The 12829-nt window shown below is 47.9% G+C and carries 8 protein-coding genes; 4 read left to right on the top strand and 4 right to left on the bottom strand.

Annotated features, from left to right (window positions below; all coding sequences use genetic code 11):
* Positions 1-3: 3 nt before the first annotated feature.
* The 3 genes from IC230_RS17095 to IC230_RS17085 all read right to left on the bottom strand — a co-directional run bounded on the left by IC230_RS17095 (position 4) and on the right by IC230_RS17085 (position 4599).
* Positions 4-525, bottom strand: coding sequence for a DinB family protein (locus IC230_RS17095; RefSeq protein ID WP_191040261.1), 522 nt, complete (start codon positions 523-525; stop codon positions 4-6).
* 130 nt (positions 526-655) lie between these two features.
* The gene (locus tag IC230_RS17090) at positions 656-2803 is read right to left on the bottom strand and encodes a S46 family peptidase (RefSeq protein WP_191040260.1); all 2148 of its coding nucleotides are present in this window, start codon (positions 2801-2803) and stop codon (positions 656-658) included.
* Positions 2804-3258: 455 nt separating this feature from the next.
* Positions 3259-4599, bottom strand: a complete 1341-nt coding sequence (locus tag IC230_RS17085; protein ID WP_191040259.1) for an NAD(P)/FAD-dependent oxidoreductase — start codon at positions 4597-4599, stop codon at positions 3259-3261.
* A gap of 226 nt (positions 4600-4825) precedes the next feature.
* Between IC230_RS17085 and IC230_RS17080 the strand changes: the two genes are divergently transcribed.
* The 4 genes from IC230_RS17080 (at position 4826) to IC230_RS17065 (ending at position 11598) form a co-directional block, all read left to right on the top strand.
* The gene (locus tag IC230_RS17080; RefSeq protein WP_191040258.1) at positions 4826-7225 is read left to right on the top strand and encodes a TonB-dependent receptor; all 2400 of its coding nucleotides are present in this window, start codon (positions 4826-4828) and stop codon (positions 7223-7225) included.
* An 11-nt stretch (positions 7226-7236) separates the two neighbouring features.
* Positions 7237-8157 carry a DUF4249 domain-containing protein gene (locus IC230_RS17075; protein ID WP_191040257.1) on the top strand — a complete coding sequence of 307 codons (921 nt, stop codon included), beginning with the start codon at positions 7237-7239 and terminating at the stop codon, positions 8155-8157.
* 70 nt (positions 8158-8227) lie between these two features.
* Complete coding sequence (locus tag IC230_RS17070) at positions 8228-10654, top strand: TonB-dependent receptor (RefSeq protein ID WP_191040256.1); 2427 nt, start codon at positions 8228-8230, stop codon at positions 10652-10654.
* Between the two features lie 2 nt (positions 10655-10656).
* Positions 10657-11598 carry a DUF4249 domain-containing protein gene (locus tag IC230_RS17065; RefSeq protein WP_191040255.1) on the top strand — a complete coding sequence of 314 codons (942 nt, stop codon included), beginning with the start codon at positions 10657-10659 and terminating at the stop codon, positions 11596-11598.
* A gap of 56 nt (positions 11599-11654) precedes the next feature.
* Here the strand turns inward: IC230_RS17065 and IC230_RS17060 are convergent, their stop codons facing one another.
* Positions 11655-12758, bottom strand: a complete 1104-nt coding sequence (locus IC230_RS17060; protein WP_191040254.1) for a chorismate mutase — start codon at positions 12756-12758, stop codon at positions 11655-11657.
* Between the last annotated feature and the right edge of the window lie 71 nt (positions 12759-12829).

Genomic DNA, 12829 nt, shown 5'->3' with positions numbered 1-12829 from the left:
TTGTTATGAAAGAAGAGGTAGGTAGCGCTCCCGAATGATATTGACGTGATGTGTGGCATGACCAACCAACACAAAACCTAAAGCCAGCGCGGAAATTGTCTGATGAGAGGCTATGCCGCTACGTAGTAACATCTCATCACTGAAACTTTTAAATAAAGCGATGCTTGATTGCCTGACAATAGCATATTCGTCGTATAAATCGGCAATCGTTCGGCTGATTGCGTTCGTGTTCTGACCAAATAACTCCTCATCATAGCCGGGCAGTTCTGTTCTGTCATTACGAGCGAAACGTAACGCGCGGTACGATATAATACGTTCGTTATCAATAATGTGTTGTAGGATATCCTTCACGGTCCATTTATCGGGAGCGTAGCGAAGATCACCAAGTGCTTCGAGCGTTTTTGCCGGAATCAGATTCTCGAAAGAAACTCCCTGTTCAAGCGCGTCGATAAGGAGTATGTTATCGGCCAGGTTGATATACCGGTCGAAAAACTTCGGCATTACGGGGATTTCAGATTTTGTCATAGTCAGGTTGGGTATCGATAAACGACAGACTCCCCGAAAATAGGGAAACTTTTGGGGAGTTTATGAAGGTATCACGGGTTTTAACCCGTATAGTCTACCATAGTCATACGGGTTAAAACCCGTAGTACCATTACTTTTTGGCTTTCACAGGCGTGCCGACTAATTCATTAATCAATCGATCAGCTTTGTAGATGTAGCGCATAGCGGCTATGATGCCGCCTGTGTGAACGGAGATGGTGCGGTTGGCGTCAGGGACGAAGATGAACTCGCCCGGTAAGCTTTCCATGTTGCCATCAAAAGCCAATCCAACCGCTTCCCGGTTTTTGTTAATCATCGGACTACCCGAATTGCCCCCGATGATGTCGTTTGTCGAGATAAAGCACATTGGCTGCTTCAGCAATTCCATGGGCGGGTTTTTCCAGCGGGTAGGTAAATTCCAGGGCGCTTTGTCGGCGAAAGAGTAGTTACGGTCATACAATCCGGCAAACGTCGTCAGAATGGGTGCTTTGGTGCCGTTATAATCGTAGGATTTCACCACGCCGTCATTAATACGTAGCGAGAACGTAGCGTCAGGTGGAACGGCTGTACCATAGACGTCATATAGCATTCGGCCGAGTTGACCACGTAATACTTCCTGCCGCTGAACGAGTTGGCGTGCCTGACGGGCGGCAGCTACGTAGCGTGGAAAACCAATTCGGGCTAGGGCCAGCAAGGGGTCATTGGAGGAAGCAACGGCACCGGGGCGGGTGATTAACTCACTGATAAAAGCCGGGTCTTTCAGTTTTGTATTTTTAATCAGATAGGCAGCAGCTTCTTTCGGCGTTCGGCTGGCACCACCCGAGCCCGTAAGGGCAGCTTTAACGTATGGATCATCATTACCTAAGTTCGCCTGTGCTTCAGTAAGATGTGCAGCTAAGTAGGCTTCTTCCAGCGCCATATTTTTTACGTTTGGTGTTTCCACCATGGATCGGGCGCGTTCGGCATCCTGTGGACGCGATACTAGCAATTCTCCGTACTGCGTAATAATGTTGGCGAACGCTAGTAATTCACCCGTAGTACGTTCGCTCGGAGCGAGGTAGTTGGCATCTTTAAATACACTACGTAGCTGCGCTATACTGGTGGCAATCTCGTCCCAGGTTTTAAGCTGATCGGCAGGTAAGTTTTTGGCCTTGGCAGCCGCTTTAAACTGATTCTCAAACACAGCTTTACGGTCCATCAAGCTAACATCGCGCAGGCCTGCCAGTTGCCCCCCGTACGCTTTTAGACTGTTTTCGTAGCTGAAGATTTCGTTTAGAATGCTGTCGTTCTTCGCCGTCTCATTATAGGCTTGTAAAGCGTCAGCGCGATTACGTAGCAACTGAATCGTAGCGGGCGTTTGCAAATCACGGTCAAATTCGAGCTCGGCTACGGTCTTGAGCCGTTCGGTATGACCGGGATTCCCAATCACGAAAATGGGTTCACCATCGCGGACGCCGTTTGGGTTAAACTTAAAAAAATGAGTAGTTTGTAATGGCTTTCCATTGTCGTATACCCGAAAAAAGGAGCAGTCGAGAGCGTATCGTGGGTAGGTAAAGTTGTCGTAATCACCCCCATAGAAGCCAAGTTGCAATTCGGGCATAAAGACAAGCCGTACATCGGTATATCGTTTAAATCCGTAAATGGCGTAACGACCACCGTTGTAGAACGTAATGGTTTGTAGCTCTAGTCCTTTCCAGCCCTCTTTTGTGCCGTATTCCTGCTTGATAGCCGAAAAAACCTGTTCACGTGCCTGTAAACGAGCTTCGTCCGTTTTTGCCTGATCCGATCCTGAACCAACCATCGCATCTTGAACCCGCTTGGTAACATCTTCGATCTTCACCAACTGATCGACGAATAGGCCAACGACTTTTCGTTCTTCAGCGGCCGTTTTGGCAAAAAAGCCCGTTGCGTTCAGGTCTTCGCCCTTCCGCGTAATGCCTGTACCAGACTCCCGGGCGCAGTGGTGATTGGTCATGACCAATCCGTTCGCCGAGACAAACGAAGCCGAGCAGTAGTCCGCAAAACGTAGCGAGGCTAATCGGGCTTCCTCGAACCATTTCTCGTCAGCCGTGAAATTGTATGTCTTCTTAAAATAGGCGGTGGGTGGATTATCAAAGGTCCACATCTTCCCCAAATCGAGGGGGCCGCCTTTCGTTGTATCAGTTAGATGATCAGACGTAGACTGGGCCAAAGTCAGACCAATTGACAGTACCAGTAAAGCGTTTGCTAATAGAGCAGTGCGAAAATGAATACGACGCATTAGACTAATCAGGAAAGTGAGAATACTAGGTAGAACGTGAATTTGGAGCAAACGTTTTGTATATCAAGGCAAAATGCCCGCATACTCTAATTTTAATTAACGCTTAATCGATACGATTTAATCGTTGCCGGGCCTTGGTTATCTAACCTGTGAGTTACACAAAAAGAGCATGATAGCCATGAACATTCCAAAGTTGCTTACTTTTTTGACTGCCCTGATTCTTCTAGTATCGGTGAGTAGTTGCACGACGTATTATAGCAGCCGACCTGTCTACAGACGTCACTACGGGTATAGACATTCGGTACCGCCACCACCAGTTTCTCGTCCTTATGGTGGGAATTACGGATATGGCCGTCCTGGCTGGTGAATAAGTCGATCACCTTATATAGCAAAGGCCGTAACTGACTTAGCTACGGCCTTTGCTATGTGAAAACGATACGTAACGGGTATATAATCTATTGTGCTTCGTTCTGGACCATCATTTCCTGACCAACTTTATCGTCTTTACGCACAAAAGGCCGAATGATAATTCGTGTGCCACGTTGATACGTAAATAGACGGTACATCCAGTTGCTGAATACAATCAACTTGCTACGGAAGCCGACGAGGTACCAGATGTGTACGAACAACCAGGCCATCCAGGCAATAAATCCTCCCAAATGAATTTTGCCGGGCAGGTCGGCTACGGCCCGACTACGTCCAACGATCGCCAGTGATCCTTTATCGAAATATTCGAACGGCGTGGTAGGCTCGTTTTTCATAAGTCGGCGCAAATTTTTGGCTAAATGCTGGCCTTGCTGAATAGCGGGTTGCGCTACGCCCGGATGACCTTTTGGGTAGTCTTCCAACTTCATGAACGCTATATCACCAATGGCAAATACGTCAGTCAGCCCCTGAATCCGGTTAATCGGATCAACCAGAACACGTCCTTTCTCAATCGATTCAGCCGGTATTCCGTCAATAAGAGCTCCTGTTACGCCCGCACCCCAAACCAGCGTCTGGGTTTTGATTTGCTCTCCTCCTTTGAACGTTACCGTTTCGCCGTCGTACGATTCAACCATCGTGTTGAGTTTGATGATAACACCGAGGTCTTCGAGGTATCGTTGTGCATTCTTCCCCGATTCATCCGACATAGGCGGCAAGACCTTACCTAAACCCTCCACTACGTAGATACTCATCTGGCTAAAATCCAGACCCGGATAATCGTTGGGGAGTACGTGTTTACGCATTTCGGCCAGGGAGCCAGCCATCTCAATGCCCGTCGGGCCTGCGCCCGCAATAACGAAGGTAAGCAAGCTCTGGCGCTCAGCAGGGTCGGTTGTTACACTCGCCTGCTCAAAGCATTGCAGGAACTGACTGCGAACATTAAGCGCTTCGGGAATGGTTTTCAGCGGAAACGAGTATTTCTGAATCTGCTGATTCCCAAAGAAATTAGACTTTGAACCCGTAGCGATGACTAAATAATCGTAGTGCAGATCGCCAATCAGCGTTGTTACGGTCTTCGTTGCCGGATCAATTTTATTAACGCGGACCATGCGGTAGTGGAAATCCTCGAAATCATCGAACATTTTCCGGAAGGGCTCGGCAATCGCATCCGGTTCCAGTCCGGCAGTAGCTACCTGGTATAACAGTGGCCAGAAACCATTGTAGTTCTGCTTATCAAAAAGCACAACCTGCACATCGGCGTTACGTAGGCTCTTAACCAAATTCATACCACCAAACCCGCCCCCGATAATTACAACACGAGGTTTAGTTGTATCCGGTATATTCAGCGAAAGTTTATCGAATTGAAGCATAGTTATTATGGCGTTGGCAACGCAGGCTGTTTCGTGATTAGTACCTTATTGTCAGACGTTTTGTTTTATATATAGAACAAAAAATAAGGTATTCACGTGCTACCAGACGCGCTGATATACGATTTCGCCAGCAGAAAAGGTTAATAAGTTGATAGACTTACACGGCAATCCATGTTCTATGGTTTCCAGGCGGTAAACTATCTTGGTTAATTTGGCTTTTCTCTGTATGCGTGTAGGTTTATTCAGCCTGTTCTTCTTGTTGTATTGTTGTAGTATATGGGGTCAGTCACCGCCTGTCCGCTTTACGGTTAGTGGCTATGTGCGCGAGTTGGGGAGTCAGGAGGCCCTGATTGGTGTGAACGTATATCTGCCCGGCACAACGACGGGTACCACGACCAATACGTATGGATTTTATTCACTGACACTACCCGCTCAGGATAGTGTTCGGCTGGCGTATTCATTTGTTGGATACGAAACTATAGAACGTACCGTTGGGCTTCGCTCAAATCAAACCCGGAGCGTGTTTCTAACGCCCGGTCGTGTACTGTCGGAAGTGCAGGTTAATGCCAGTGTCATGACCGAAAAAGTGAGCGAAAGTGCCCAGATGAGCACCATCGACGTACCAATCAGTCAGATCAAGAAAATTCCGGCGTTTCTGGGCGAGAAGGACGTACTGAAAGTGCTGCAACTGATGCCGGGTGTGCAGAAAGGTTCTGAAGGACAAACGGGTATTTACGTGCGTGGGGGAGGACCCGATCAGAACCTGATCATTCTGGACGATGCCGTCGTTTACAATGCCAATCACTTGTTTGGCTTCTTTTCGGTCTTCAACGGCGATGCCATCAAGAGTGTTGAGTTAATAAAAGGCGGTTTCCCGGCCCGTTACGGCGGACGGCTCTCGTCGGTCATCGACCTGAATATGAAGGATGGGAATCGCGAAAAACTGCATGGCGAAGGCGGAATCGGTCTGATCGCTTCTCGGCTGATGCTCGAAGGGCCACTGACCAAAAATAAGAAAGGCTCATTTCTGGTATCGGGGCGACGGACGTATCTGGATATTATTGCGGCCCCACTGATTGCCAGAGAAACAAACGGTGAACTTAACGCAGGGTATTATTTCTACGACCTTAATGCCAAAGCCAATTATGATTTCAGTCCGAAAGATAAACTTTACCTGAGTGGCTACTTTGGCCGGGATAAGTTTTACGCCAGGGACAACACACAAAATACGGAAACGGGCCTGAATTGGGGAAATGCGACGGGTACCCTCCGTTGGAATCACCTGTTCAACCAGAAGCTATTTTCAAATCTCTCGCTCATTTTCAGCGATTACAAATTCCAGATTGCGGCTGTTGAGAAAGGGACAAACGATGCAGAGACGTATTCGTTACGTTATAATTCCGGTATTCGGGATTTTTCGCTGAAATATGATGTGGATTACTACCCAACTCCCCAGCATTCGGTTCGGATGGGATTGCAGACTACGTATCACCGGTTTACGCCCAGCGCCGTCGTTCTGCAAAATGCGATCATCAGCCAATCCATCGACAATGTCAGTAACATCGACGTACTGGAATCGGGAATTTATGCTGAAGATACCTGGCGGCCAAGTAATCGCTTGCGTATGAATGGAGGCTTACGGCTCAGTTATTTTCAGGGAAGTGGCGTGGGCTATATTCGTCCCGAACCCCGAATTTCAGCTGCTTTTACTGTTAAACCTGATTTATCGGTCAAAGCGTCGTATGCACTGATGAATCAGTACGTTCATTTGTTGTCAAACACGGGTATTGGTCTTCCGACGGATTTATGGGTTCCTACAACGGATCGGGTTAAACCGCAGCAATCGCAACAGGTGGCCCTTGGTGTAGCAAAAGATTTCTCGGACAAGGGGCTTACGCTCACGGTCGAAGGGTATTATAAGACGATGAACAACATCATCAATTATAAAGAAGGAGCCAGTTTTCTGCTGATCAACGACCCAACACAAGCCAACAATGTTCGGTGGGAGGACAACGTAACAGCGGGCCGGGGATGGTCATACGGGGCCGAGTTTCTGTTGCAGAAAAAAGTCGGACGGTTTTCGGGCTGGGCAGGTTATACACTCTCCTGGACACAATGGCAGTTTGCCGAATTGAACGGCGGGCAACCATTCTATCCACGCTATGACCGTCGACACGACGTATCGTTAGTTGGTATTTATGAACTGAGCAAACGCATTACGTTATCGGCTGTCTGGATATACGGTACAGGCAATGCGCTAACGGTTCCAGTTGGCCGTTATGATACGTATCGACCGACCAATACGCTGATCTACGGTGGGACACCCGGTATTATTCAAAGCTATTTTCAGAACGTACGTACAGTTGATGATTACGGAACGCAAAAGAATACCTTCCGGGCTGAAGCGTATCATCGCTTCGATGTAAGTATTCAGTTTCATAAGCAGAAAAAGCATCATGAACGTACCTGGGAGGTTAGTTTTTATAATCTCTACAATCGTCGAAATCCGTTCTTTTATCGTCTCGAATCGGTTGCGGCTACGGCAACGACGGCTTCCCGTACGGCGCTGTTCCGCTATTCGGTCTTCCCGATTGTGCCTGCCATCAGTTATAATTTCAAGTTCTAATGCGCTTAACTATGCGAACTCATCCCATTATCTGCGCTGTGATAACTTGTCTGACAGGGCTAGTGCTTCTCTATGGTTGCACTAGTTTACGGAATGAAGTTGACCCGAATCTGTTGGGGCCGGCCTCGACAAAACTGGTTGTTACTGGATTTATATCCCCTCAGGATACAGTTCTAGCTATTAAGGTGACACGCTCCAACACCGTAGTGGGGGATAGCATTAGCCTTCTGCAAACTGGTAATAACGTAACGGATGCTACGGTTACGCTTTCTGATGGAAGTAAAACGGTTCGGTTACCCTACAACAATATTCCCGCAAGCGATACCGTTCGAAGCCGACCCTATTACAGCATTAATGCTCGGTTGCTACCTATCGTATCGGGTCGTAGCTATACGCTCACGGTTGTAGCTAACGGGCAACGGGCTACCAGCGTGTGTACGATCCCAGCAGCTGTTCCACCAAAAGCAATTATCCTTAATGACTCGGTTAATCGACGCTATTCAATTAGCATCAAATGGCAGGACCCTGACGGACAGGCGAATTATTATCAGGCTGCGGGGATCTTTCGGTACATTGCTGCCAACTGCAAGGCTTGCCAGAATGAAGTTTACAATACGCTTTCATTTGATGATGACAGCCGGGGTTTAATTAGTGATGTTGGTTATGAAGGAGGGGACATGAGTTCGGGTCGCGCTTTTTTAACCTCATCCAGTACACCAAATTTTTATAATTACTACAAAACCGCCAGCGTAACGGCTAATCTGATGAGTATCGATCAGAACTTCTACCGCTTTCAGGATGCGGCTATGCGACAACGACGATCGCGGAACAATCCGTTTGCAGAACCTGTACTGATTCCCAGCAATATCGAGGGAGGGCTTGGCTGTTTTGCAGGCTATAACAACGCAACGATGACGTTGAAATTAAAATAATTTTTTTTGCCCATATTACAACCTTTAGTTCGGCGTTACGCTCTATATTGGTTACATATAGATTCGTTTTATGCGCCTACTTTTATGTATTCTCGTCAGTAATCTGTTTCTTATCGTTGATCTGTCGGCCCAAAGCACGACCAACCATGTAACGGTCAGCGGATACGTTCGGGAGACGGGCAGTCAGGAAGCACTCATCGGTGTGAATGTGTATCTGCCCGGCACTTCCACCGGCACAACAACAAATACGTACGGATTTTATTCATTGACCTTACCTGCTCAGGATAGTCTGCGGCTGGCTTACTCGTTTGTTGGTTACGAAACTATTGAACGTACGATTCCACTTCGGAGTAATGTTACGTTAAACGTATTGCTTACGCCGGGTCGAGTTTTGTCGGAAGTAGACGTGCGGGCCAGTCGTACGGAGGAAAAAGTGAGTGAAAGCCCACAGATGAGCCGTATCGATGTGCCCATTTCTCAGATCAAAAAAATTCCGGCGTTTTTGGGCGAGAAGGACGTATTAAAGGTGCTTCAACTGATGCCAGGTGTTCAGAAAGGTTCCGAAGGACAAACGGGTATTTATGTTCGGGGCGGTGGTCCTGATCAGAATCTGATTATTCTGGATGAAGCAACCGTTTATAACGCGAATCACTTGTTTGGCTTTTTCTCCGTATTCAATGGCGATGCGCTGAAGAGTGTCGAATTGACAAAAGGCGGCTTTCCAGCTCGCTACGGGGGCAGGCTCTCGTCGGTGATTGAGCTGAATATGAAAGATGGGAATAAGGAACAATTGCACGGAGAGGGCGGCATTGGTCTCATTGCCAGTCGACTAACGCTTGAGGGTCCGTTAACGAAAAATAAGAAAGGTTCATTTTTACTCTCCGGTCGACGGACGTATCTGGATATTATCGCAGCTCCGCTTGTTAACGCTGGAAGCAATGGGCAAACAAAAGCTGGTTATTACTTCTACGACTTCAATGCCAAAGCGAACTATGATTTTGGAGCCCAAAACAAAGTTTATGTAAGTGGTTATTTTGGTAGAGACCGTTTCTATGCCAATGATAAGCGGGAAGGGACTGATGTGGGCATCGGCTGGGGCAATGCAACGGGTACGCTTCGCTGGAATCACCTGTTTAACCAGAAACTATTCTCCAATCTGTCGCTTATCTACAGTAATTATGAGTTTCGAATTTCGGCAGATACGCGTGATTCGGATACACTCAACACCTCACTCCGCTATACATCGGGTATTCGCGATTTGTCCGCTAAACTCGATTTCGATTACTATCTCTCTCCACAACACTCGGTACGTTTTGGGTTACAAACGATTTTTCATCGGTTCACTCCTAGTGCTTTGGTTGTACAAAACACGTCAATCAATGAATTTAGACGCGATGTAGAGGCCATCAATGCTGTTGAGTCCGGAATTTATGCCGAAGATACCTGGCGACCCAACGAACGCTGGCGAATTAACGGCGGGATGCGTTTGAGCCTATTCACACAGGGTCCGGTTAGCTATTTACGTCCCGAACCCCGCCTGTCGGCTTCCTACCAACTACTCCCAAATCTCTCAGTTAAAGCATCGTATGCTACCATGAATCAGTACATACATCTGCTCAGCAATACGGGTATCGGCCTTCCCACCGATTTATGGGTTCCTACAACGGATCGGGTTGCTCCCCAGCAATCGCGCCAAGTAGCCATCGGAATTGCCAAAGACTTTGCGGATGACTTCGCGCTCGGAAAAGGCTTTGCGTTGACGGTTGAGGGGTACTACAAAACCATGCAGAACATTATTAATTATAAAGAAGGAGCCAGTTTTCTACTAATCGACGATCCAACGTCGGCTGAACGGGTTCGCTGGGAAGACAACGTAACGGCGGGCAAAGGCTGGAGCTATGGGGCAGAAGTGCTTTTTCAGCGTAAAACAGGGCGGCTATCCGGCTGGGTAGGCTACACACTCTCCTGGACGCAATGGCAATTCCCTGAACTGAACAGTGGAAAGCCATTTTTTCCTCGTTACGATCGGCGACACGACATTTCGGTCGTTGGTATTTATGAGTTAAGCAAGCGCATTACGTTGTCGGGCACCTGGGTATATGGCACAGGTAATGCTCTGACCGTACCCGTTGCCAACTATCGGGCCTACCGACACTCGCCCAGTATTCAGACAATTTATGGTCGAAACGGTGTGCCATCATTAATTGCACCACTCTTCGATTATGGTTCGTCGGTTAGCGATTATAGTCAGCAGAAAAATAGCTTCCGGGCCGAGGCTTATCATCGTTTCGACATTGCTATTCAGTTTCACAAGCGGAAAAAACACCACGAGCGCACGTGGGAATTTAGCCTCTATAATGCTTATAACCGCCGAAATCCGTTTTTCTACCAGCTTGAATCGGTAAGTCAGGGACAAAATCAACCAAGCCGCACAGCCCTTTTCCGTTATTCAGTGTTCCCCGTTGTGCCTTCGTTTAGCTACAATTTCAAATTTTGATCATGGAACGTAACGTACTCATATATATCCTGGCCATTATTTTGTTTACCGCCTGCAACAGTTTACGCCAGGAGGTAGAGCCCAAAGGGCTTGTACAGGAACCTGAAAAACTGGTTGTGGCCTGTTTCATCTCCCCCCAGGATACAGTATTAGCCGCTCTCGTATCACGTACCTTGCCTGTGTTGGGGACAGGTAACCAATATAATACAGACATAACCAATGCGACCGTTACGTTATCGGACGGGCAGCGATCAGTCATTCTGAAACTAAAGCCCAGTGTTCCTAATAGTGGTATAGTAACCAGTTATCGTGCGAATGTGAGCGAACTACCGATCGTTACCGGAAAAACATACAAGTTAACTGTCCGGGTGCCCGATGGACGCGAAGTGACGGGTACCTGTACCGTACCGGAGTCGGTTGTACTTAACCAGATTACGGTAGATTCAGCCACAACGACTGATTTTGGCTTGAGCCGTAAAGAATATTACGCACGGATGCGCTGGCGTGACCCTGCCGGTCAGACCAATTTTTATCGGGTTACCGGCAACAACGAGTTCACTTATACGTACAAAACCCAAACCTCACCCAATGGACCAATCCGGGATACAACCATGCGAATGTGGGGCGATTGGTACTTTACTACTGGCTCGACTCTTACTGACCTTGGCCGCGATGGACAGGAAATTATATCAGGACGTGGTCGTTTAGCCATCAGCTACTCGTGGGCCAATGGCAAGCAGAATCCAAGCTTCCCACGTCAACTCAACGCTCATCTAATGAATGTTGACGAAAATTATTACCGTTATCATGACGCTGTAGAACGGCAGAATCAGGCAGGCGATAATCCCTTTGCTGAACCAGTTCCGATTCCAACCAACATTCAGGGCGGCCTTGGCTGCTTCGGAGCTTATAATCGCTCGACACTAACCATGCAACTGAAATAGAAATCCCCCGATCTTTCGTCAAAACCGGGGGACTACATTATTAAACTCGAATTCGTTTATGCACTCTGCGTAGCACTGTGAATAATTTCAGTCTGCTTCCGAATCGACTCCATGTGGATGATCTTGTAGATTTCTTCCACCAGTTCAGGATACAGTCCCAGTTTTTTGCCCAGTTCAGTACGTGTCTGTAAAATTTCTTTCCAACGCTCAGGCTGGAATAGGGTTACGTTGTTATCGCGCTTGTATTCGGCCAGACGTTCCACCAGCGCCATACGGGCGGCTAGCATCTCGACAATTTGGCGGTCTACATTATCAATGCTGCGCCGAGATTGCTCCGTAAAGGTTTGAAACTCCCGGTTTGACGATTCAACCTGCCGAATCTCCAGATGATCGAGCATTTCGCCGAAAGCCGCAGGGGTTAACTGCTGAGCTGCATCGCTCCACGCTTTGTCAGGATCAATATGCGATTCAACAATTAGACCATCATAGTTGAGATCCATTGCCATCTGCGCCAACTCATTCAGGTAAGCGCGCTTACCGGCCATGTGACTTGGATCACCGATAATGGGCAACTGTGGAAAGATGGACTTTAGCTCGATGGCCATTTGCCACATCGGGATGTTCCGGTACTTGCTGGCTTCACCCGTAGCAAATCCACGATGGATAGCGCCTAACTTCTTAATACCGGCTCCAGCGATACGTTCGAAAGCACCAACCCACAGAGCCAGATCAGGATTAACCGGGTTTTTAACCAATACCGGTACATCAACACCACGTAGCGCGTCGGCAATTTCCTGTACGTTGAACGGATTAACCGTAGTACGAGCACCTATCCATAGAATATCGACACCATATTTCAGGGCTAATTCAATATGTTCGGGGGTAGCTACCTCAACGGCAAACGGAAGTCCAGTTTCGGCTTTCGCCCGCTGAATCCAGGGCAGGGCGGCTTCGCCCATACCTTCAAAACTGCCAGGACGGGTCCGAGGCTTCCATACACCCGCGCGGATAACATGCACAGCGTTCAATTCCTTGAGCTGGCGGGCGGTTTCAACTAACTGATCTTCATTCTCGGCGCTACAGGGGCCAGCGATGATCAGGGGTTTGCCGTTGGTCTCAATCCACGATCCCAGCGGCTCTACGGCTAATTCTACTTTCATACTAGGGGTAATCTACGAGTAATACCTATACTCTATCGGGAACTTTCAATCGATTTTCTTGGTATATTTGC

This window comes from Spirosoma validum, from assembly GCF_014699035.1.
GTDB lineage: Bacteria > Bacteroidota > Bacteroidia > Cytophagales > Spirosomataceae > Spirosoma > Spirosoma validum.
Note: the sequence above shows the minus strand (reverse complement) of the source record. Positions and strands in the feature narration are given on the sequence as shown.

Excerpts from the sequence above, each read along its gene's own strand:
- IC230_RS17095 (WP_191040261.1), bottom strand. The coding sequence starts at position 525 with ATGACAAAATCTGAAATCCCCGTAATGCCGAAGTTTTTCGACCGGTAT.
- IC230_RS17090 (WP_191040260.1), bottom strand. The coding sequence starts at position 2,803 with ATGCGTCGTATTCATTTTCGCACTGCTCTATTAGCAAACGCTTTACTG.
- IC230_RS17085 (WP_191040259.1), bottom strand. The coding sequence starts at position 4,599 with ATGCTTCAATTCGATAAACTTTCGCTGAATATACCGGATACAACTAAA.
- IC230_RS17080 (WP_191040258.1), top strand. The coding sequence starts at position 4,826 with ATGCGTGTAGGTTTATTCAGCCTGTTCTTCTTGTTGTATTGTTGTAGT.
- IC230_RS17075 (WP_191040257.1), top strand. The coding sequence starts at position 7,237 with ATGCGAACTCATCCCATTATCTGCGCTGTGATAACTTGTCTGACAGGG.
- IC230_RS17070 (WP_191040256.1), top strand. The coding sequence starts at position 8,228 with ATGCGCCTACTTTTATGTATTCTCGTCAGTAATCTGTTTCTTATCGTT.
- IC230_RS17065 (WP_191040255.1), top strand. The coding sequence starts at position 10,657 with ATGGAACGTAACGTACTCATATATATCCTGGCCATTATTTTGTTTACC.
- IC230_RS17060 (WP_191040254.1), bottom strand. The coding sequence starts at position 12,758 with ATGAAAGTAGAATTAGCCGTAGAGCCGCTGGGATCGTGGATTGAGACC.